The sequence below is a fragment of the Bacillus sp. MUM 116 genome (assembly GCF_001866655.1).
In the GTDB taxonomy this organism is placed as follows: Bacteria; Bacillota; Bacilli; order Bacillales; family Cytobacillaceae; genus Neobacillus.
In genome coordinates this window covers 32335-54163 of sequence record NZ_MLYR01000010.1, presented here as the reverse complement: position 1 = coordinate 54163, position 21829 = coordinate 32335, and the positions used below count along the sequence as shown (strand labels likewise).

At 39.4% G+C, this 21829-nt stretch carries 16 protein-coding genes, 10 tRNA genes and 1 rRNA gene; 25 read left to right on the top strand and 2 right to left on the bottom strand.

The annotated features are described in order from the left end of the window. Positions 1–23 precede the first annotated feature (23 nt). The 24 genes from rrf to BIV60_RS02740 all read left to right on the top strand — a co-directional run bounded on the left by rrf (position 24) and on the right by BIV60_RS02740 (position 17759). Positions 24–139: ribosomal RNA gene (gene rrf, locus BIV60_RS02855) — 5S ribosomal RNA — on the top strand. 14 nt (positions 140–153) lie between these two features. After that, positions 154–228, top strand: a tRNA-Asn gene (locus BIV60_RS02850). A gap of 26 nt (positions 229–254) precedes the next feature. Further along, positions 255–327 (top strand) — tRNA-Thr (locus BIV60_RS02845). 22 nt (positions 328–349) lie between these two features. Further along, a tRNA-Glu gene (locus BIV60_RS02840) sits at positions 350–424 on the top strand. A 38-nt stretch (positions 425–462) separates the two neighbouring features. Continuing rightward, positions 463–538 (top strand) — tRNA-Val (locus BIV60_RS02835). Positions 539–563: 25 nt separating this feature from the next. Then, positions 564–636: transfer RNA gene (locus BIV60_RS02830), tRNA-Thr, on the top strand. Between the two features lie 15 nt (positions 637–651). Continuing rightward, positions 652–736, top strand: a tRNA-Tyr gene (locus tag BIV60_RS02825). 43 nt (positions 737–779) lie between these two features. After that, a tRNA-Gln gene (locus BIV60_RS02820) sits at positions 780–854 on the top strand. Position 855: 1 nt separating this feature from the next. Further along, positions 856–928: transfer RNA gene (locus BIV60_RS02815), tRNA-Lys, on the top strand. Between the two features lie 39 nt (positions 929–967). Next, a tRNA-Gly gene (locus BIV60_RS02810) sits at positions 968–1042 on the top strand. Positions 1043–1059: 17 nt separating this feature from the next. Beyond that, positions 1060–1135, top strand: a tRNA-Ala gene (locus BIV60_RS02805). A gap of 304 nt (positions 1136–1439) precedes the next feature. After that, complete coding sequence (rocF, locus tag BIV60_RS02800) at positions 1440–2336, top strand: arginase (RefSeq protein ID WP_071354208.1); 897 nt, start codon at positions 1440–1442, stop codon at positions 2334–2336. Between the two features lie 362 nt (positions 2337–2698). Further along, a complete protein-coding gene (sigW, locus tag BIV60_RS02795; protein WP_071354207.1) occupies positions 2699–3262 on the top strand; it encodes an RNA polymerase sigma factor SigW in 564 nt (187 codons plus the stop codon). A gap of 15 nt (positions 3263–3277) precedes the next feature. Further along, entirely contained in the window at positions 3278–3904 is a 627-nt protein-coding gene (locus BIV60_RS02790) for an anti-sigma factor family protein (RefSeq protein ID WP_071354206.1), read from the top strand. Between the two features lie 133 nt (positions 3905–4037). Continuing rightward, a complete protein-coding gene (gene cdaA / locus BIV60_RS02785; protein WP_071354205.1) occupies positions 4038–4865 on the top strand; it encodes a diadenylate cyclase CdaA in 828 nt (275 codons plus the stop codon). Beyond that, the gene (locus BIV60_RS02780; protein ID WP_071354204.1) at positions 4858–6081 is read left to right on the top strand and encodes a CdaR family protein; all 1224 of its coding nucleotides are present in this window, start codon (positions 4858–4860) and stop codon (positions 6079–6081) included. The genes cdaA and BIV60_RS02780 overlap by 8 nt, the downstream gene beginning before the upstream one ends. Positions 6082–6117: 36 nt before the next feature. Then, on the top strand, positions 6118–7467 hold the full coding sequence (gene glmM, locus BIV60_RS02775) for a phosphoglucosamine mutase (protein ID WP_071354203.1): 1350 nt from the start codon (positions 6118–6120) through the stop codon (positions 7465–7467). Between the two features lie 461 nt (positions 7468–7928). Beyond that, positions 7929–9731, top strand: coding sequence for a glutamine--fructose-6-phosphate transaminase (isomerizing) (gene glmS, locus BIV60_RS02770; RefSeq protein WP_071354202.1), 1803 nt, complete (start codon positions 7929–7931; stop codon positions 9729–9731). 223 nt (positions 9732–9954) lie between these two features. Then, on the top strand, positions 9955–11256 hold the full coding sequence (locus BIV60_RS02765) for a hypothetical protein (protein WP_071354201.1): 1302 nt from the start codon (positions 9955–9957) through the stop codon (positions 11254–11256). A 337-nt stretch (positions 11257–11593) separates the two neighbouring features. Further along, positions 11594–12838 (top strand): MFS transporter, encoded by a 1245-nt coding sequence (locus BIV60_RS02760; RefSeq protein WP_071354200.1) that lies wholly within the window; start codon positions 11594–11596, stop codon positions 12836–12838. 48 nt (positions 12839–12886) lie between these two features. Beyond that, positions 12887–14314: a M20 family metallopeptidase gene (locus BIV60_RS02755; RefSeq protein WP_071354199.1), complete on the top strand. Its 1428-nt coding sequence runs from the start codon at positions 12887–12889 to the stop codon at positions 14312–14314. A gap of 228 nt (positions 14315–14542) precedes the next feature. Next, positions 14543–15532, top strand: a complete 990-nt coding sequence (locus BIV60_RS02750) for a glutaminase (RefSeq protein WP_071354198.1) — start codon at positions 14543–14545, stop codon at positions 15530–15532. 335 nt (positions 15533–15867) lie between these two features. Beyond that, positions 15868–16209 carry a DUF485 domain-containing protein gene (locus BIV60_RS02745; protein ID WP_071354197.1) on the top strand — a complete coding sequence of 114 codons (342 nt, stop codon included), beginning with the start codon at positions 15868–15870 and terminating at the stop codon, positions 16207–16209. Next, complete coding sequence (locus BIV60_RS02740) at positions 16206–17759, top strand: solute symporter family protein (RefSeq protein WP_071354196.1); 1554 nt, start codon at positions 16206–16208, stop codon at positions 17757–17759. The genes BIV60_RS02745 and BIV60_RS02740 overlap by 4 nt, the downstream gene beginning before the upstream one ends. A gap of 331 nt (positions 17760–18090) precedes the next feature. Here BIV60_RS02740 and BIV60_RS02735 read toward each other — a convergent pair whose 3' ends face one another. Both BIV60_RS02735 and pdxR read right to left on the bottom strand, forming a co-directional pair. Continuing rightward, a complete protein-coding gene (locus BIV60_RS02735; protein ID WP_071354195.1) occupies positions 18091–18960 on the bottom strand; it encodes an alkaline phosphatase family protein in 870 nt (289 codons plus the stop codon). A 410-nt stretch (positions 18961–19370) separates the two neighbouring features. After that, on the bottom strand, positions 19371–20759 hold the full coding sequence (gene pdxR, locus BIV60_RS02730; protein ID WP_071354194.1) for a MocR-like pyridoxine biosynthesis transcription factor PdxR: 1389 nt from the start codon (positions 20757–20759) through the stop codon (positions 19371–19373). Positions 20760–20859: 100 nt separating this feature from the next. Between pdxR and BIV60_RS02725 the strand changes: the two genes are divergently transcribed. Further along, the gene (locus BIV60_RS02725; protein ID WP_071354193.1) at positions 20860–21789 is read left to right on the top strand and encodes a DMT family transporter; all 930 of its coding nucleotides are present in this window, start codon (positions 20860–20862) and stop codon (positions 21787–21789) included. The last annotated feature ends 40 nt before the right edge of the window (positions 21790–21829 follow it).

Below are 21829 nucleotides of genomic sequence, written 5' to 3'. Positions count from 1 at the left end.
GAATGATACCTCAAATTTAATAGTCTGGTAATAATCGCGAGAAGGTCACACCCGTTCCCATACCGAACACGGAAGTTAAGCTTCTCAGCGCCGATGGTAGTTGGGGCCTTGCCCCTGTGAGAGTAGGACGTTGCCAGGCTGTTTTAAAATTATTCCGCAGTAGCTCAGTGGTAGAGCTATCGGCTGTTAACCGATCGGTCGTAGGTTCGAGTCCTACCTGCGGAGCCATTTTTATTTTCAAAAGAATTAGTTACGCTTCCATAGCTCAGTAGGTAGAGCACTTCCATGGTAAGGAAGAGGTCAGCGGTTCGAGCCCGCTTGGAAGCTTACCTATTATAAAAAGAAAATTGGCCCCTTGGTCAAGCGGTTAAGACACCGCCCTTTCACGGCGGTAACACGGGTTCGAATCCCGTAGGGGTCACCAAAATTTTTCATGATAGTGAAAATAACTTCTATCATTATGGAGGATTAGCTCAGCTGGGAGAGCATCTGCCTTACAAGCAGAGGGTCGGCGGTTCGATCCCGTCATCCTCCACCATATAAATTTATATCATTTATACCGTGCCGGTTTAGCTCAATTGGTAGAGCAACTGACTTGTAATCAGTAGGTTGGGGGTTCAAGTCCTCTAGCCGGCACTTTTTTATTTTGTTGGAGGGGTAGCGAAGTGGCTAAACGCGGCGGACTGTAAATCCGCTCCCTCAGGGTTCGGCGGTTCGAATCCGTCCCCCTCCACCACTTATATTTTTTATTGGAAATGGACAAACTACATTTATAATATTGGGCTATAGCCAAGCGGTAAGGCAACGGACTTTGACTCCGTCATTCGTTGGTTCGAATCCAGCTAGCCCAGCCAAGAGCCATTAGCTCAGTTGGTAGAGCATCTGACTTTTAATCAGAGGGTCGAAGGTTCGAGTCCTTCATGGCTCATCATTTTTTTTATGGACCACGGGTCTTTACCTATGAATTGCGGAAGTAGTTCAGTGGTAGAACACCACCTTGCCAAGGTGGGGGTCGCGGGTTCGAATCCCGTCTTCCGCTCCATATTAATATAACACATCGGGGTCTTAGCTCAGCTGGGAGAGCGCCTGCTTTGCACGCAGGAGGTCAGGGGTTCGATCCCCCTAGACTCCACCATAAACTACATAAACCATTCGCCCTAAATCAGTAATGATTTAGGGCTTTTTTGTATATAAAAAATATGCTAGATGAAAAAATTATTTTTTACTAAGTGGTATTGGGGCACTATGAGTATGGAAAAAGTATAAAAAATTTTCCACAAGTCTTAGCCGACATCTCAAGAATTAAAGAAGAAACCTGCAAAACCCTATTAGAACAGTGCTTCCCCGCCCACAGCGTATATATATACATAATTTTGTCGAGTTGAGTCATCTTAATGGAAGCGGTTAAAATAGGGGTATAAAGGCTAGGAGGTTAAAGAATGAAAAAGCTATCAATTATTGGAATGCCGATGGATTTAGGACAAATGAGAAGGGGCGTCGATATGGGACCAAGTGCAATTCGCTATGCCGGGATTAACGAACGCTTAAAGCCTCTATTTGATGAAATACATGACATGGGTGATATTCCAATTGGCAGACCCGAGGTAGTTGTAGATGAAGAATCAAATCTTCGCAACTTAGATTTAGTAGCTGAAAAAAATACATTACTTGCCGAGAAAGTAGATGAAGTGATCCAATCAGGGTCTTTCCCGCTTGTACTTGGGGGAGACCACAGCATTGCCATCGGTACTTTGGCAGGTGTAGCAAAACATTATAAAAATCTTGGTGTGATTTGGTATGATGCCCATGGGGATTTAAATACAGCTGAAACTTCTCCTACAGGGAATATTCACGGTATGCCATTAGCAGCAAGCCTAGGATTAGGACATCCTCTTCTAACACAACTTGGCGGATACAGCCCAAAAATTAAGCCTGAAAATGTAGTCATTATTGGTGCAAGAGCCCTTGATGACGGAGAGAAAGAGTTAATCAAAGAGATTGGCATTAAAGTTTACACCATGCATGAAATCGATCGCATTGGGATGACGAAGGTAATGGAAGAAACGATCACCTATCTTAAAGAAAAAACAGATGGTGTCCATTTATCATTAGATTTAGATGGTCTAGACCCGATTGATGCTCCAGGAGTTGGTACACCGGTAATGGGCGGAATCAGCTATCGTGAAAGCCATCTTGCTATGGAAATGCTTGAAGAATCCAAAATCATTACTTCTGCAGAATTTGTTGAAGTAAACCCAATATTAGATGAAAAAAATAAAACAGCAACATGTGCTGTAGCCCTAATGGGTTCATTATTTGGAGAAAAATTATTATAAAAAGCAGCCTCGGCTGCTTTTTTATTTTTAGGCTGTGTTAAAGAACGATGTTGATTGGAGCGAAGCGGCGAGAAGGCTCCCCGAACCGCTCGCACCTGGAGCGGAAATCTACAACCAAGTTTAACAGAGCCTATTTTTAAAGAAGGAAATAAATTTAGACTTCAATAATTGTCCAGCTCCAGCACTTGTGGGGGCTGAACAAGGCGCTTCCGCTTTTATTTTTCACAAATAATCAGTTTCCGCGCGCGTTTAGTCAATTTTTGTTAATATTAAAGGTATTGAGAAGTTTTTCGTCTAGAAACGAAACTTTTTCGCTATCGATTCGTAGTATCGTATAGCCGCATTAGAGCGGAGGTAAATAGATGGAAGCGGTCATTAAAAAGAGAATTAAACAGGTAATAAAGGGAGATCAGGACGCATTTGCCGATATCGTCGAGATATATAAGAATAGTGTGTACCAGCTTTGTTACCGAATGATTGGAAACCGGCATGAAGCAGAGGACCTTGCCCAAGAAGCTTTTTTACGAGCTTATATGAATATTCATACCTTCAACCAAGCCCTAAAATTTTCAACATGGCTTTTTCGCATTGCAACGAATCTTTGTATTGACCGGATTCGAAAAAAGAAGCCGGATTATTACTTGGATGCAGAAGTGGCAGGAACAGAAGGACTTACGATGTATTCACAAGTCCCTTCGAAAGCAAAACCTCCGGAGAGCGAAGTCGAAAGTTTGGAGCTTCATGAAACGGTTCAAAAGGAAATTTTAAAACTGCCTGAAAAATATCGATCTGTCATTGTCTTAAAATATATTGAAGAGTTGTCATTAAACGAAATCAGTGAAATCCTCGATTTGCCTTTAGGTACGGTGAAAACGAGAATTCACCGCGGGCGGGAAGCTTTAAGGCAACAATTACGTTATGTGTGATAAGAGGTGAGACGATTGAAATGTCAAGAACAAATCATTGAATTAATGCATGATTTTTTAGATGAAGAAATCACACCAGAAAATGAATTCATTCTTAGAGAACACCTCCAGGGATGTAAAGAGTGTGAAATCCTGTTTAATGAATTAAAAAAGACAGTAGCCTTTGTAAAAAGCACCTCGAATATGCAGGCTCCACCTAATTTTACTCCCAATGTGATGGCGAAACTTCCAAAAGAAAAGAAAAAAGTAGGGATAGAACGCTGGTTGAAAAAACATCCATTTTTGGCTGCCGCTTCGCTTTTTATTATTTTAATGGTCGGTAGTTTATTTTCAACCTGGAATCAGAACCGCGAATTTTCCGTTTCGAAGCAAAAAAATTTAATTGTTCAAAACAATACCGTCATTGTTCCAAAAGGCAAGGTGGTAAAAGGTGATGTCACGGTTCGGAACGGTAATTTAAAGATTGAAGGGGAAGTACAAGGCGACGTGACAGTCATTAATGGGAAAAAATATTTGGCATCGGCTGGACATGTTACGGGGAAAATTGAAGTAGTAAATAAAGTTTTTGATTGGATCTGGTATTATATGAAAAAGACCGCACATGACGTGATTAACGTTTTTGATCAAAATGAATCGAAATAGAATACAAATCACTCGGATTTGAGTGATTTGTTTTTTTATAATACTACATATAATAGGTACAAGTTGGATTTATGTTATAATAACATGGGTTTAGATTTCTTGGATTCTTATGCAAAATTACGGAGGAAAAACAATGCCGTTTGCCGATTTCACAGTATGGAAGTATTTAGCTAGTATTGTTGATATTCTCCTCGTATGGTATGTCATTTACAAACTGATTAACGTTATAAGAGGAACGAAGGCTGTTCAATTACTCAAGGGGATATTGGTGATTCTGCTTGTAAGGGTAGTCAGTGAATACTTAGGCTTAAGAACATTAAGCTGGATGATGCAACAGGCCATTAACTGGGGATTTCTTGCGATTATTATTATTTTTCAGCCGGAACTTAGAAGGGCGCTTGAACAATTGGGAAGAGGACGGTTTTTCTCGAGAAGCGGCAATCCTGATGACGACGATCCGGAGAAAACTGTTACAGCCATTATTAAAGCTACAGATTATATGGCAAAGCGCCGGATTGGAGCATTGATTTCGATTGAAAGAGAAACGGGGATGAGTGATTATATTGAAACGGGGATTCCCTTAGATTCAAAGATTTCCTCAGAATTACTCATTAATATTTTTATCCCAAATACACCTCTCCATGATGGAGCGGTTATTATTCAAAAAAATACCGTATCCGCTGCGGCTTGTTATCTTCCGTTATCTGAGAGCCCTTTTATCTCGAAAGAGCTCGGTACAAGACACCGGGCAGCACTTGGGATTAGTGAAGTAACAGACAGTATTACCGTGGTCGTGTCGGAGGAAACAGGAGGAATTTCACTTACAAAAAACGGAGAACTTCACCGGGATTTAAATGCCGAGGAGTTTAAAGAATTATTGTCGAGCGAATTATTAGTGAATACCAAAGTCAAACAGGCTTCTTCAGCTCGTTGGAACTGGAGGGGGAAGAAAAATGGATAAATTGATGGATAATCGGTGGTTTATAAAAATTCTTGCACTGGTTCTAGCTGTTCTTCTTTATTCATCTGTTCCCCATACCGGGAGCAGCAAGTTTACTGATGTGAATGTTCCAGGAGAGCAATCGACGGAAACACTAAACGATGTACCTGTAAAGGTCTATTATGACACCGAAAATTTAGTTGTCTCCGGGATACCTAACACGGTGAAGCTAACATTACAAGGGCCGATAACCCATATTCAAAATGCCAAAGCATTGCGGAATTTTGAAGTATATGTTGATCTAACCAATGCAAAGATTGGTAATCAGACTGTAAAACTGAAAATAAGAAATTTATCCGATAAGTTAAAGGCCACCATAAATCCATCCCGTGTGAATGTGTCGATTCAAGAGAAAATTACACAGGAATATAAAGTGGATACGGAATTTAACCAAGGGTTACTTCAGGAAGGCTATGCAGCAGGACAGCCGGTTGTGGAGCCAAATAAAGTAAAAATTACCGGTGCAAAAAACCTCATTGATCGGATTAGTTATGTAAAAGCAGCGCTCAATGTAAGGGGCCAGATTAACCAAACCATATCACAGGAAGCAAATGTCCAGGTTCTTGACCGCGATTTAAATAAGTTAGATGTCGAAGTTGACCCTGGAACAGTAAGGGTAACCATTCCTGTCAAAAATATAAGTAAAAAGGTTCCAATTAATATCAAGCAAATCGGCACACCACCAAGCGGGGTAACGATTGATTCCATAACATTAGATAAATCGGATGCTGTTATCATTGGAAATGAACATGCATTAAAAACAGCTAATGTTCGTGTGGAAGTGGATGTAAGTAAAATTAATGACAATACAACACTTAAATTACCAGTTATCATTTCAAATGGGATTACGAAAGTAACGCCGGATATAGTGAATGCAACCATTGTCGTAAAAAAACAAGATGGAAAAACGATTTCGGGTATTCCATTAAATATTCTTGGCTTATCTGACAAGTATTCTGCAGAAGTAAACAATCCCGTAAATGTTGATTTAATGGTCAATGGCCCAAGTTCAACGGTAAAAACATTAAAACCTAAGGATTTTAATGCTTTTATTGATGTATCCAAACTTGGAGAAGGGGACCACGATGTAAAAATTCAAGTGGAAGGGCCTTCGGATGTAAACTGGGAGCTCGATCACTCATCAGCAAATGTCACAATAATAAAAAACAACGCTTAAATCCTGCAATATATTTATGAAGGAGCGATTTTAATAATGGGAAAATATTTCGGTACCGATGGCGTACGCGGAGTTGCGAATAGTGAATTAACACCTGAATTTGCCTTTAAGTTAGGGCGTTTTGGTGGTTATGTTTTAACAAAGGACAAGGACCGCCCTAAAGTCCTAATCGGTCGTGATACACGCATATCCGGTCATATGCTTGAAGGGGCCCTTGTTGCCGGCTTACTGTCCATTGGTGCAGAAGTAATGAGGCTTGGGGTTATTACCACTCCTGGTGTCGCTTATTTAACAAAAGCATTAGGGGCACAGGCGGGAGTTATGATTTCCGCCTCTCATAACCCGGTTGCGGACAACGGAATCAAGTTCTTCGGTCCCGATGGTTTTAAACTTTCGGACGAACAAGAATTAGAAATTGAAAAATTAATTGATTTACCGGAGGATCAATTACCAAGGCCGGTTGGCTCAGACCTTGGGCAAGTAATGGATTATTTTGAGGGTGGACAAAAATACCTTCAATATTTAAAACATACGGTAGATGAAGACTTTTCTGGAATCCATATTGCCCTTGATTGTGCACATGGAGCGACTTCCTCGCTTGCATCCCATTTATTTGCCGATCTTGAGGCAGACCTATCAACCATGGGTGCATCACCAAATGGATTAAATATTAACGCAGGTGTCGGTTCAACCCATCCTGAGGCTCTGGCTAAATTGGTAATGGAAAAAAGTGCAGATGTGGGACTTTCGTTTGATGGTGACGGTGACCGCTTGATTGCCATTGATGAAAAGGGAAATATCGTGGATGGCGACCAAATTATGTACATATGTGGAAAGTACATGAAAGAAAATGGACGCCTAAAGCATGGTACCATTGTATCAACCGTCATGAGTAATCTTGGTTTTTATAAGGCGCTTGAAAGTCATGAAATCAAGAGCGTTCCTACGGCAGTCGGTGACCGTTATGTAGTAGAAGAAATGAAGAAAAGCGGCTACAATCTTGGCGGAGAACAATCAGGTCATATTATTTTCTTGGATTATAATACAACGGGCGATGGGTTATTAACGGGCTTACAATTAGTCAATATTATGAAAGCTACACATAAGCCATTATCAGAATTAGCCGGTGAAATGAAAAAGTTCCCGCAGAAACTTGTGAATGTAAGAGTGACAGACAAACACCATGTAACGGATAATGAAAAAGTAAAAGCAATCATTGAACAGGTAGAATCCGAAATGGCCGGTGATGGAAGAGTCCTTGTCCGTCCATCTGGGACAGAACCGCTTGTCCGCGTAATGGTTGAAGCTCCAACGGAAGAGCTTTGTGATTCCTATGTAAATCGAATTGTTGCAGTTGTAAAAGAAGAAATGGAATTAAAAGAATAGTCTATTTTGGTATGCATAAGGGAACTCTACAATCCCTTATGCATATTTTATTATGTATGATTCATACTGTTGTAAAAGAATTGTCAAAATTCCTTTATCTTCCTAGTTGACGAAAGTCTTGAATTCAGGTAAGATTGATTTGCTTTGTTAATAAAAGCATATTTTATAAAAGAAAGGTGGATAGTGGTTTAAAAACTCTAAAGCGCCTGAACTAATTCAAGGTAGATGAATTAGTTGACGAGGAGGAGGTTTATCGAAATGTTCGGCGGATACCTCCCGGTTGCGATGCACAACCGTCAGTTCTTCTTTAAAACATTAGAGGCAACTCGGTGCACAAAGAGAAGAAATTGCACACCTATAAAGCTTTAAGATAGAGATTATTCCTAAAAAGACGGAGATAAGGGGGCAAGTTGCGCCTCCAAAGCTATTCTTGCCCCCTGTATCAGGGAGGAAAGATTATTATGTGTGGAATCGTTGGATATATTGGAAATAAGGACTCAAAAGAAATTTTATTAAAAGGTCTTGAAAAGCTTGAGTACCGGGGATATGACTCAGCAGGTATTGCCGTTCAAAATGAAAACGGAATTCATGTTTTCAAGGAAAAAGGCCGGATTGCAGATTTACGTAAGATTGTCGATGAAAATGTAGAAGCTCACATTGGAATTGGCCATACCCGCTGGGCCACTCATGGGGTGCCAAGCAAAACAAATTCTCACCCGCATCAAAGTGCCTCAGAACGGTTTACACTTGTGCACAATGGGGTAATTGAGAATTATGACCTTTTAAAGCGCGAATATTTATCAGAAGTTGAGTTCAGAAGTGAAACGGATACGGAAGTCATTGTTCAGCTAATCGAGTTATTTGTTAAAGAAGGCTTAACCGTTTTAGAAGCATTTCGTAAGACACTGACCCTTTTACACGGCTCATATGCTCTTGCCCTTTTAGATGCAGAAGATCGTGAAACGATTTATGTAGCGAAAAATAAAAGCCCGCTTCTTGTCGGTTTAGGAAACGGCTTTAATGTTGTTGCAAGTGATGCAATGGCAATGCTGCAGGTAACGGATCAATATGTGGAACTAATGGATAAAGAGATTGTGATTGTGACTAAAGATGAAGTGACAATTCAAAATCTCGCAGGTGAAACCATTAGCCGTAAGCCATATAAAGCTGAACTGGATGCAAGTGATATTGAGAAGGGCACTTATCCGCATTACATGTTAAAAGAAATTGATGAGCAACCACTCGTAATGCGTAAAATTATCCAAACGTATCAAAATGAACAAGGTGAACTAACCATTGATCCTGAAATCATCAGTGCAATGAACGATAGTGACCGCGTATATATTGTTGCAGCAGGAACCTCCTACCATGCAGGTCTTGTTGGAAAACAGCTGATTGAAAATATCGCTAAAATCCCAGTAGAAGTTCATATTGCCAGTGAATTTGTTTATAATATGCCGCTGCTATCGAAGAAGCCGCTGTTCATCTTCATTACACAGAGTGGAGAAACAGCTGACAGCCGTGCTGTACTTGTGAAAGTAAAAGAAATGGGCTATCGTACGTTAACGATTACGAATGTACCGGGCTCGACTCTTTCTCGTGAAGCGGATTATACACTATTACTTCATGCTGGTCCTGAAATTGCTGTAGCGTCTACAAAGGCCTATACTGCTCAAATCGCTGTGCTTTCTATTTTGGCTGATGTAACTGCAAAGAGCCAGAATATCAAAGTTGATTTTGATCTTGTGCATGAGCTTGGAATTATTGCAAACGGAATGGAAGTTCTATGTGACTCAAAAGAGCTGTTCGAGCATATTTCAAGAGAATTTTTATCGGTAACACGCAATGCCTTCTTTATCGGCCGCGGAGTTGATTATTATGTATGCTTAGAAGGTTCCTTGAAATTAAAGGAAATTTCCTATATTCAGGCAGAGGGCTTTGCCGGCGGAGAATTAAAGCATGGAACGATTGCTTTAATTGAAGAAGGAACACCGATCATTGCTTTAGCTACACAAGAAAGTGTAAACCTAAGCATTCGCGGAAATGTGAAAGAAGTTGTGGCCCGCGGAGCTAACCCATGCATCATTTCGATGAAGGGCTTGGAAATGGACGAAGACAGCTTCGTGATTCCAGAAGTACATGAATTATTAACACCACTTATCTCTGTAATTCCATTACAATTAATTGCTTACTACGCTTCCTTACACCGTGATTGCGACGTGGATAAACCACGTAACTTAGCAAAATCGGTTACGGTTGAATAAGAAGGCAATGTGTAAGGTAATTAATTGTGAATAGACAATAAAGTTGTTTAATTTACAATTTACTTGATTAGAAAGCACACGTTATCGATTACAATCAAAGTAATCGAGCGTGTGCTTTTTTTGATAAAGGCGAAAGGTTAGATCAACTGACATAGGAATGGATTTACTTAGAAGACGACGTTAAAATAGTCTAAGAGAAGTGACTAGAAAGTAGGAATTGAGAATGTATAGAATCGGTGTTGTTGGCCCGAGTTCATCAATAAAACGGATTCTCGAAGTGGCTAATGAAATTGAGCAAGAAATGGAATTTATACCCTACTCCTATACAGAGGCAAAGGAAGTAGAGAAAATTGTTTTGGAACACGATGGTCAAGTTGATTTCTGGCTTTTTTCAGGATATATCCCATATAGGGTGGCTGCAAAAACAGTATCTGTGGATGAAAAATCAGTTTACATATTCTCCACGGAATCAAGTACCTATAAAAGTTTTATGGAACTGGTTTATTCTCAGGGGAGATTATTAGACCGAATAAGCATCGACATGATTCCCGCTACAAATTTAGCGGAAGGAGAGAGCGTGCATCAGTTAAAGAAAACAATAAAAGATCTTTATGTGAGAACGTTAGATGCGGAGATTGATTCCGGGCAATTGTTTAAATTCCATTATGATTTATGGGAACAAAAAAAGACTGATGGTGCTTTGACATGTTACCCAACTGTTCATGATGCCTTAAATAAAGCTGGGGTTCCCGTAAATTTGATGTCACCGACTCGGATTGAAATTTTTCAAACCATAAGGATTTTTTTCGAGAAAATAAAGACTTCCTACTATAAAGATACACAAATTGGGGTTGAAAAAATCGAGGTAAAGGATTTTGACTCCATTAAAGAAAAAATGGAGAAAACCTATCAAATTCAGTATTTAGAGCTTAGGATGAAGGAGACACTTATCCAGCTTTGTGAGCAAATAGATGGCTCTCTTTTCGAGGAAGGAAATGGGCGTTATACAATTTTCAGTTCTCGAGGGGCGATTGAAAGGGAGATACAGGCATTAAAGGAAAAAGCCCAATACTTGTCCGTTGAAGCGAATACAACTGTTTCCGTAGGAATTGGTTTCGGAAAAACGGTATTATCGGCAGAAATAAATGCTCACCGGGCTCTTCAACAGTCGAAGAAAAATACTGAACAGGGAATTGTTATTGTTCAAGATGATGGAACGATTATTGAGTCAGCAGGACAGGAAGAAGAGCTGACTTATGCCTACCGTACGGACGATAAAGATTTTTTGGAGAAATTAAAAAAGGGAAACATCAGTGTAAAGACTTTTAAGAAAATAGACGCTTTGATCCAGAAACTGGGCTGGAGTGATTTTACGACGAAGGAATTGGCTGCAAATCTCCAAATGGGTGAACGGAATGCTCAGCGGATTGTGGCTGAATTGTGTGACATAGGCCTAGCTGAATGTATTGGTGAAGAGTCACAGCATAATCGAGGAAGGCCAATTAAAATTTACCGGTTAAATTAAGCATTCCAATTAAGGATGCTTATTTTTTGTGTTCTGGAATAAAAAAACTGTTGAAGGGAGTCAAAATATTTCGTAAAATATATATAACGAAAATTTCGTTATATATTCGTAAATAGAAAAGAACGATCTTCTCTTCTGTTGATAAAGGAGGAAGTTATAGGGTTTAGCATGCTCCATTAATACTTTGATTCATTTAAGAATGGTAATGTTGAAACGTGTAGACACACTATATGGATATAATGAATAGTCTTTTTCCGAAATGGAAGCGTTTGTAAAGCACTTTTAAAAAATTTTTTTCATGTTCAAGATCTAAACAATTATAAGAGGAGTTGGATATATGATCTCAAAACGCACAAGAAATTGGATCTTAGCTTTACTTTTTCTGGGTTGGTCTTTAGGTAATATCGATCGTTATATTATGAATTATGCCGTGTTGTCCATTACGAAGGATTTACATTTAAGTGCATCCTCTACCGGACTCTTACTTAGCAGTTTTTTTGCAGGATATGCGATTATGCAAATGCCTGGAGGATGGCTGGCAGACCGATTTGGACCTAGAAAGGTCCTTCTTGCCGCAGTTATTTCATGGTCGATCTTTACAGGATTAACTGGTGCTGCTTGGTCCCTAGCCTCTATGGTTATTATCCGTTTTCTATTTGGTATCGGAGAAGGAGGCTTTCAGCCTGCCAGTTCCAAAATTATATCGCTTACGTTTCCCAAAGCGGAACGTGGTCGAGCGATGTCAATTATGCTGTCATCAGGCGGGATCATCACACTTATTATCCCAATTGCCTCTGCGGCGCTGCTTACGACGATTGGCTGGCGCACCACGTTTATCATAGTAGGAGCTATAGGTGCTATTATTGCCGCTCTTTACTGGTATTTTATTAAACTTCCAGAAAACAACACAGAAGATAAAATGAATCATAACGCTGTTTCGAGTCAAAAGGGAATTTTTCGTTCGTTGTTTAAAACGCCTATGATTTGGAATTTGATTATTGCTTATTTCTGTATTTATGCAGTGAACTGGGGACTTGCGGCTTGGATCCCAACCTATTTAGTAAAAAATCGCGGTCTTGATTTAATGTCACTTGGTTGGGTTCAGACTATTCCAGGATTGACCATGTTAATAGGGATTTATTTAGGTGGTTTTATAATCGATAAGCTGCCAAAAGGCCGCGAAAGATTGGTAGGAAGCATTTCATGCGCTTGTATAGGAATATTGCTGTATCTAATGTTTACAGCTTCAAGCGTCACCTCTTTTATTGCGTATCAAACAATTGTTAATTTATTTATTGCTTTTGTAATTACCTTATTACCAGCAATCGTGCTTAAACAATTGCCATCTTCTGTCACTGGCACGGCTATGGGTATTGCAAATACCGGTGGACAGTTGGCTGGTTTTGTAACACCAATGGCGATTGGATTTATCGTTGATGCGTTTAATGGTTCATTTAATGCTGCTTTTTGGATGTTAATTGGATTCGCCATTATCTGTATTGGTGCACTTTTAACCTTAAGTGATAAAAAAGGAGATCTTCTTAAACAAAACGAGCAGGAGGCTTATGCACTAGATGCATAAGCAATAAAACAAGTCATTGCTAGATAACTTTTGAGGGAGGTCTTATGAATGGAATTACAAACACTTATTTCTGATCTAATCGAACAAAAGAGCGACAAGATTATTGAGCTAAGTGATAAAATTTGGGCCTGCCCGGAAATCTACTTCGAAGAACATCAATCATCGGAATATTTATGTAAAGCGTTGGAAGATGAAGGGTTTCAGGTTGAGAGAGAGGTTGCCGGACTGCATACGGGGTTTATTGGAAGCTATGGAGACGGTGGACCAATAATAGCTATTTTAGGAGAATTCGATGCTTTAACAGGTCTAAGCCAGAAAAAAGGACTTGCTGAACATGTACCGGTTGTTGCAGGCGGCCACGGACATGGCTGCGGTCATAACTTGCTGGGATCAGGGGCTTTTGCCGCTGCCGTTGCCATTAAAGATTACATGAAGCAAACAGGTTTGCAAGGGACAGTACGTTATTATGGTTGTCCGGCTGAAGAAGCAGGCTCCGGAAAAGCGTTTATGGCTCGTGCTGGATTGTTTGATGATGTTGATCTGGCGCTTTCCTGGCATCCATCAACAATACCTTGTATTTGGAACGTCAATACTCTTGCAAATTACTCTGTGACTTTTAAATTTAATGGGAAGAGTGCCCATGCCGCAGCTGCCCCTCACTTAGGCCGCAGTGCATTAGATGCGGTGGAATTGATGAATATTGGTGTTAATTATTTAAGAGAGCATATGATTTCAGAAGCGAGAGTGCATTATGCAATCACGGATACAGGCGGGACTTCACCGAATGTTGTCCAACCACATGCAGAAGTGGTCTATTTAATCCGCGCACCGAAAAAGCAGCAAGTAAAAGAATTATACGAACGTGTCTATAATATTGCTAAAGGTGCAGCTTTAATGACTGGAACAACGATGGAAGTCGAGTTTGAAGGTACTGCTTCGAATTTAATACCGAATACAACATTAGCCGAAATAATGTACAAAAATTTAACCAAAGTCGGTGTTCCTGTTTATGATGAATTGGATCAGAAATTTGCTAAAGAAATCCGGGCAACTCTTTCTCAGGAAGACATTGATGCTGATTTAGCAGGATTGAATAAAGAAACAGCAAAAAAATTAAATGATAAATACATTGCAGATATTATTCCACCTCTCGGAGATGAGGGTGCATTATCTGGATCTACTGATGTTGGTGATGTAAGTTGGGTTGTTCCAACGATACAATGTATGACAACATGTTTTGCGCTTGGAACCCCTCTTCATACCTGGCAGGTAGTGTCGCAAGGTGCGACACCTATCGCCCACAAAGGCATGCTTCTAGCGGGAAAAGTTATTGCTTGCACTGCAATCGAGGCGATACAAAATCAAGATATCATTGAAAAGGCGAAATCAGAATGGCAAGAACGCTTGGAAGGGGAACCATATGTTTCGCTAATTCCTGAAAATGTGATGCCGCAGCGAAAAAAGGGCCGCGTATAATAGTAATTTCATAAAATGGTTAATGATGAGAATCTGCTTGTTTCTCACCATTTATCCCGCATTAGCGGGCAGTAAGACCCCACTTTAAGCGTAAGCAGGCAGTGTAAGTGGGGAATAAACTGCCCGTAAAAGCCCGATTGGTTCAACTAACAATAAATGGAGGATGGAAAAATCGCCACTTATTGAAGTTTCACTCTATTTTGCTTCTGCAGAAAGGAAAGATAGAACATGGCTGTAGCAAAAGAGATAATCCCATTCGAAAAGCAAAGGGAGATTTTCAATTTAGATCAATGGGTGGAGCACTATCGCTCCTATGCCGTAAAAGGTCGATGTGCTTCCTATATTCCTGCATTAGAAAAGGCGAATCTATCACAATTAGGTGTTGTTATGGTAGGTCCAGATGGAACGGTTTTAAAGTCTGGAGAATGCGCGGTCTCTTTTACCTTGCAAAGTATTTCAAAAGTGATTAGCTTTATAGCCGCCTGTTTAGATTTTGGTACTCCATATGTCCTAGATCGAGTTGATGTAGAACCCACAGGAGATGCTTTTAATTCGATTATTCGTTTAGAAATGCATAAGCCGGGAAGACCTTTCAATCCTATGATCAATGCGGGTGCCCTTACCGTAGCCTCTTTACTTGGCGGAAGGTCGCCACTAGAAAAGATAGAATCGTTCTTAACATTATTCGAAAAAATGGTAGGAAAACGCCCGTCCATCAATGAGAAAGTGTTTCAGTCGGAATGGCAAACAGCCCATCGAAATCGAGCCTTGGCTTATTACTTGAAAGAAACTGGATTTTTGGAATCTACTGTTGAAGAAGCTTTAGAGGTGTATTTAAAGCAGTGTTCGATTGAAGTAAATTCAAAAGACATAGCCATGATTGGATTAGTACTTGCCTATGATGGATTTCATCCCATCCGAAGGGAACAGATCTTCCCTAGAGAAGTGGCGAGGTTAACAAAAGCATTGATGGTCACTTGTGGAATGTATAACGCTTCAGGTAAATTCGCAGCACATATCGGTTTACCAGCTAAAAGCGGAGTTTCTGGAGGAATCATGGCAGCCGTTCCAGCACGAGTTAGTTCTCAGGATTCTCCATTTCCACATGGATGCGGCATTGGGCTTTATGGGCCGGCTATAGACGAATATGGTAATAGCGTAGCAGGAAGCATGTTATTAAAACATATAGCAAGAGAATGGGATTTAAATATTTTTTGACGGTATTATTTATTTAGTTTTCTTATAATTTTACAAAAGGCACAATTCAGTTTTTTGAATTGTGCTTTTTTGTTTTTTTATAGAGGAAAATTATTAGGGTAATATAATATTTTTATACTATTCCAAAAATTTTAAAAATAATATTTACATAAATTTGTAAGTATGCTATATTCGTGAGAGTGTGTAACAGTTTTATATACAACCGTAGTAAAAATGTATGATTCATTGCAGTGAAGGGAGGATTATCAAGATTTATGAATATTTATATCTCATAAAAGGTATGTATCGTTAAATTAGTGAAATTGTAAAAAGATGTTATAAAATGAGGTGATAGAATGCAACAGAATATTCAAGAAATACCTGTACAAAAAAATATTTCTTACGAAGGATTAACTCAAACGGAGGAATTCAAAGAATTGGTCCAAAGAAAAAAAACATTTATCCTCCCCACAACAATCTTTTTTCTTATCTTTTATTTTACATTACCTTTATTAGCAGCCTACACGAAGGTCCTGCACACAGAAATTGTTGGACCGATTACAGGTGTATGGATTTTTGCCGGCTTACAATTTTTAATTGTCTGGATATGCGGTTTTATTTATGTTAAAAAATCAGAAAAGTACGATAATTTAGCAAAAGCTATTTTACATAAATATCGAGGGGAGCTTAGTGGATGAGTATACTTTCAATTTTGCTTTTTATAGGAATTATTACCTTAACATTAGTAATTACTTATTTCTCTTCAAAGAAAACCAAAAGTACCAGTGATTTTTATACTGCTGGAGGAGGACTTACCGCAACACAAAATGGCCTAGCCGTAGCCGGTGATTTTATGTCGGCAGCATCATTTTTGGGAATAACTGGAGCGATTTCCTTAATTGGATTTGATGGGTTTTATATGAGTATTGGAAATCTATTAGGTTTTCTATTTTTACTTTATTTAGTTGCGGAACCAATGCGTAATTTAGGAAAATACACATTGGCTGACATGATTACCACACGCTTTAAATCCAATAAAGTTCGTGGTACGGCAGCAGCAAGTACCCTTGTTATTTCCATCTTTTATATGATTGCTCAATTGGTCGGCGGCGGCGGCCTGATTAGTTTAATGCTGGGGATCGATTACTGGCTTGCGGTTGTAATCGTCGGAGTCTTAATGACTGTTTATGTCATTTTTGGCGGGATGACAGCAACGAGCTGGGTGCAAATTACAAAGGCCGTGCTTTTGCTTGGAGGCTCGTTGGTGTTAACCCTTCTAGTATTTGCAAAATTTGACTTCAGCATCATTCAAATGTTCCATCAAATTAAATCAGCTAGTCCATTTGGTGCGGAATTGGCGAATCCAGGAAATAAATACAGTAATGGATTGGATATGATTTCTCTTAACATGGCACTTGTCCTTGGAGTCGCAGGGCTGCCGCATCTGCTGATTCGCTTTTTTACTGTAAAAGATGCAGCAACAGCAAGAAAATCGGTGGTTTATTCCACTTGGTTTATCGGAGCCTTCTTTTTAATGGTTGTCTTCCTCGGATTTGGTGCGACTGTTTTTGTCGGCTGGGACAAAATCGTGGCCGCTAATCCCTCGGGGAATATGGCCGCGCCAATGTTAGCGCTTTCTGTAGGTGGAGATTTCCTATTCGCTTTTATTTCGGCTGTTGCTTTTGCAACCATCCTTGCTGTTGTTTCGGCTCTTGTTTTAACGTCTGCCTCTGCTTTTGCACATGATATTTATGGGCAAATTATTAAAAAAGGAAAAATTACGGAGAAGCAGCAAATGAAAGTAGCCCGTATTTCTTCTATTATTGTAGCCGTTGCCTCCATTCTTTTAGCATTAGTTGCCAAGAATTTAAATGTTGCGTTTTTATCCGTGCTTGCCTTAGGAATTGCAGCAAGTGCCAACCTGCCTGTCATGTTATGTACAATCTACTGGAAACGCTTTAATCAGACGGGTGCTGTAACTGGAATGTTAGTCGGATTAATTAGTTCGGTTGTGCTAGTTTTGCTAAGCCCAAATGTATGGAACCCGGAAGCTGGTAAAGCGATTTTAACAGGAACGCCGTTATTTCCATTAGCAAACCCGACGATTTTCACCGTTCCACTGGGATTTATTGGTGCATATTTAGGAACCGTCCTATCATCTAGGAAGAAAAATGAAACAGGTTCCTTTGAAGAAGTATTATTTAAATCCAACACTGGATTTGGAATTAGTGTACCAAAAGAACATTAAAGGTTAAGTTAGACTGTTATGATGAGTTAATCATGGTAACAGTCTTTTTCTATTTAATCATATAAGTACCCGCATATTTGTAAGTTTCCTTTGTACCTTTACTGACAGAGTATAGTGAGTCTTATTCGAGAAAAACTATGTTTGTCTCCCTTAGTGCGACAAAGTTAGCTTTCGTCTTTATTGAATGAAGTAATTTTGTCCATTACCATTGATAAGGTAATAAACTTAATGAAGGGAAGAGAGCATATGGCTCAATCAAATATAAAAGTAGCTGTACAAAAGTTCGGTAATTTTCTTAGCTCGATGGTTATGCCGAATATTTCAGCTTTCATTAACGGACCCAAATGCTCCGAATAGGCTCGACTGCCTTACTTTCCCCCGCATGAGCTAATCCGTAAATCTCCTCAATGGTCCTTAAAAGATTAAAGTGATTTACTTTTTCATCAAATAGGCCTGTTCTTACCATTGGCCCGACAAACAAGGTCGGAATTTTGTTGTCTTGTGTAAAATCATCTTCATCCCAGGTCACAATCAATAAACTGTTATGAGTTTTCGCCCAATGGACATAAGGATCAATATGTTTTTTCAGCCAATCGTCTCCTTCCTTAATCGTACCATCATGCATATCGTTTCGAAGACTTGGTATGACAAATGAAACCGTGGGCAGTTTAGTGAAATCCTTTGGAAAGCTTGTCAATGGCTGATTTACTTCTTTGGGTACATTGGTGAAATTTACCCAGGGATTATGCTTACGGGCATAACCTCCGGGACCGGTCGATACCCCATTAAAGCCAACTGAAGGCAAGTCCTCGGAATAACCGGCAAAAGTATAATTTTTAGCAATCAGCCCGCTTGCCAAATTATCTGCAGAAAATTTCGTTTTAGGAACTTTATCATCTGTAACACCTTGATTTGAACCGGAGAATAAGTTTAAATAGTTGGGCTGGCTCGGATGCATAGTGGCATGAAAGTTTGTCATGTTAGCGCCCTGCTTCATGAGTGAATTGATATAGGGTGCTGACGGGTTCCCTTGAATTACCTTTTGTGATCGATTTTCCTCAACAACAATAACAATATGGTCAATTCTTGGAAGTTTCTTTGCTGCAGGTTTAGCTGGTGATTGAACCTTAGGCTGATTTGAAGCACAAGCACTTAAAATGATGATGATTAATAGAAGAGAAAATCCCCATTTTCTAATCAAAGTCATGCCTTCTTTCTTTTTGATTTTTGGGAAAAGAGCCAACCCCGCACGATAATGCAAAGGCGGCTTGGCTCGAAATTACGTTTTTACGGGTCTATCTCCATTTTAACCAACATTCGTAAAAATTCTCTTATAACGTGGACTTTTCCCTTAGGGCACAACTTCATAGAAATTAATTTTAAAAACTAGTAATTTAATCAAACGATTGATTAAATCGCTGGAAGCGCCGGTATGTCTGGGTTTTAAAGACTAATCAAACGATTAATTAAATTTTATAAGCTATGAAAGAGACTCGTGACAGAAACTATTTAAACATTTGATTAAATTCCCAAATTTGCTGGAAGGAACCACAATCGCTCTAAAAAACTCACTGAACCGACCAATTGCTTCATTTCTTAAACAAAAAGGAATTAATGAAACCAGGCCTTCGCCAACAACTTTACGGCCTCAACTATTTCTTCTTCAGTCAAAGCTGCAAAACCAAGTAAGACAGTTTTATCATCGTTTTTGCCGTAGGGAGAGACTGAATACACGTTTATACTAAATTGTGCAGCTTTATCAATCAGTTCCTGCTCGTTCAGGCCATTATTTGGACGTATTAAGATATGCAGTCCTGAGCCTTGACCAATAATATCAACCGTGTCGGGGAAAAAGCCGGAAATCGTCGAAATCAGCAAATCCCGCTTTTTTTGATAGACCACCCTCACTTTTTGAATATGCTTTTCCCAAAACCCTTGTTGCATGAATCGTTTTAAGACCTCTTGATCAATCCGCGATACCGTCTGGGCATAAAAAAATAAGTCATCTTGATACTTTTTGATTAATGGCCTAGGTAAAACCATATAGCTTATACGTAATGAAGGGAGCAGTGCTTTAGAAAAAGTGCTCATATAAATGACTTTTTCATACTTGTCCAATCCTTGGAGTGCAGGAATCGGTTTTCCGATATAACGAAATTCACTATCATAATCATCCTCAATAATAAAACGATTCTCTTCTTTTTCAGCCCAGCTTAAAAGCTGCATCCGCCGGGAAATCGGCATGATCATCCCGCAAGGAAATTGATGGGATGGGGTGACACAGACAACATTTGCCCGGCTTTGTTCTAAATGAGAGAGGATGATTCCACCTTGGTCGAGTGGAATCATCTCAACATCCTCGATATTTTGCCCATGGATAAAGAGCCTTCGATGATATCCAGGGTTTTCCACAGCGAATGTACTTCCTTTTAACAGCTTGAATAAGAGGTTTAATAAGTAAGGAGTCCCTGAACCAATGATAATTTGGCTAGGAGAACAATGAACCCCACGGGATTCAAATAAATATTTTGCAATCGTTTCGCGAAGCCCGAAATCGCCCTGTGGATGCCCAAGCAATAACACTTGTTTATTTTCAATCCGTAATACTTCATTTGTTATTTTCCGATACAAACCAAACGGAAAGGACCCGGAATCCACGCCCGCATAGGTAAAATCAAAAGAAAAAAATTGTTCCTTGTATTTTTTTTCTTCGATAAATTGCACATCTCGCTTAACAGTAAAATTTGCTTGTTCAAGTTCACAAACAAAGTATCCGCTCCGTGGCTTTGCCTCTATATAGCCTTCAGCCAAAAGCTGACCATAAGCGGCTTCGATTGTATTCTGGCTGATTTGTAGATACGTAGAAAGTTTTCGTTTTGAGGGAAGCTTTGTGTTTGCTGGCAATTTCCCTGTTTTTATTTCCTTTTTAATATAGTTATATAACTGAATATATAATGGCTCGTCACAATGAGTTTCAAGATTTGGTGTGAATTCTAACAAAAAACTGATCCCCCTCATTTTTGTTAATCTGATACTTCTTATAGTATCAGATGTCTAATATAATACCACTATGTTTATTTAATGGAGGTATTAATTCATCATGAAACCATCTAGACATCTCGGTCTGCTGATGATCATAAGCGGGGCAACATTTTGGGGATTATCCGGTCCCATGATCCAGTGGCTTTTTTATCATACGGACCTATCATCCGAGGACTATTTAGTTATCCGTCTGCTATTTGCTGGCATCACCATTTTAGGGTTTTTGCTTTTTTCTAAGCAAAATATATTTGAAATTTGGAAGCACCCGAAGGATTGGATTCAGCTTTGCATTTTTGCAGTTATCGGAATGCTTGCTGGACAATATACGTTTATTGAAACACTGGATAAAAGTAATGCAGTAACGGCTACCTTATTTCAATTTCTTGGACCAATCATCATAACGATTTATATTGCCACCCGGAAAAAGAAACTGCCAACGACGATGCAATTGTTGGCAGTAGTAGCTGCGGTATCAGGAACATTTTATTTGATTACCAATGGCTCTATTGAAAATGTCGTTTTATCGAAACGGGCCATTCTCTATGGAATCTTAACCGCGGTTACCTTCGCTTTTTATACGCTTCATCCTAAATCTTTAATTAAACGCTGGGGAACCTTGCAAATTGTTGGCTGGGGGATGCTGCTTGGCGGTGTGGTTTTATGGGTGGTGCACCGGCAGTTTAGCTTTCATCAGGTGGCAGGAACATTGACAATTGGTACTTTTTTAATGCTCCTTATTATTCTATTAAGCGGAACGGTTTCTTTTTTACTCTATATTGGAAGTTTAAAATACTTATCCGCAGTTGAAACGGGTTTGTTATCCAGCATTGAACCGCTTGTGGCGGCCATTCTGTCGATCGCATGGTTAAAAGAATCATTTGGAGCTTATCAATTGTTGGGTGGTGCATTTATTGTTGTAGCTGTTATTCTATTAACCTTACCTGAAAGGGAACTTAAACAGAATGTAGCTAGGGAAAGAGTATTATAAGAAGATAAGGTATAATTTTAATTAAAATGAACCATATTAA

Excerpts from the sequence above, each read along its gene's own strand:
- rocF (WP_071354208.1), top strand. The coding sequence starts at position 1,440 with ATGAAAAAGCTATCAATTATTGGAATGCCGATGGATTTAGGACAAATG.
- sigW (WP_071354207.1), top strand. The coding sequence starts at position 2,699 with ATGGAAGCGGTCATTAAAAAGAGAATTAAACAGGTAATAAAGGGAGAT.
- cdaA (WP_071354205.1), top strand. The coding sequence starts at position 4,038 with ATGCCGTTTGCCGATTTCACAGTATGGAAGTATTTAGCTAGTATTGTT.
- BIV60_RS02780 (WP_071354204.1), top strand. The coding sequence starts at position 4,858 with ATGGATAAATTGATGGATAATCGGTGGTTTATAAAAATTCTTGCACTG.
- glmM (WP_071354203.1), top strand. The coding sequence starts at position 6,118 with ATGGGAAAATATTTCGGTACCGATGGCGTACGCGGAGTTGCGAATAGT.
- glmS (WP_071354202.1), top strand. The coding sequence starts at position 7,929 with ATGTGTGGAATCGTTGGATATATTGGAAATAAGGACTCAAAAGAAATT.
- BIV60_RS02765 (WP_071354201.1), top strand. The coding sequence starts at position 9,955 with ATGTATAGAATCGGTGTTGTTGGCCCGAGTTCATCAATAAAACGGATT.
- BIV60_RS02760 (WP_071354200.1), top strand. The coding sequence starts at position 11,594 with ATGATCTCAAAACGCACAAGAAATTGGATCTTAGCTTTACTTTTTCTG.
- BIV60_RS02755 (WP_071354199.1), top strand. The coding sequence starts at position 12,887 with ATGGAATTACAAACACTTATTTCTGATCTAATCGAACAAAAGAGCGAC.
- BIV60_RS02750 (WP_071354198.1), top strand. The coding sequence starts at position 14,543 with ATGGCTGTAGCAAAAGAGATAATCCCATTCGAAAAGCAAAGGGAGATT.
- BIV60_RS02745 (WP_071354197.1), top strand. The coding sequence starts at position 15,868 with ATGCAACAGAATATTCAAGAAATACCTGTACAAAAAAATATTTCTTAC.
- BIV60_RS02740 (WP_071354196.1), top strand. The coding sequence starts at position 16,206 with ATGAGTATACTTTCAATTTTGCTTTTTATAGGAATTATTACCTTAACA.
- BIV60_RS02725 (WP_071354193.1), top strand. The coding sequence starts at position 20,860 with ATGAAACCATCTAGACATCTCGGTCTGCTGATGATCATAAGCGGGGCA.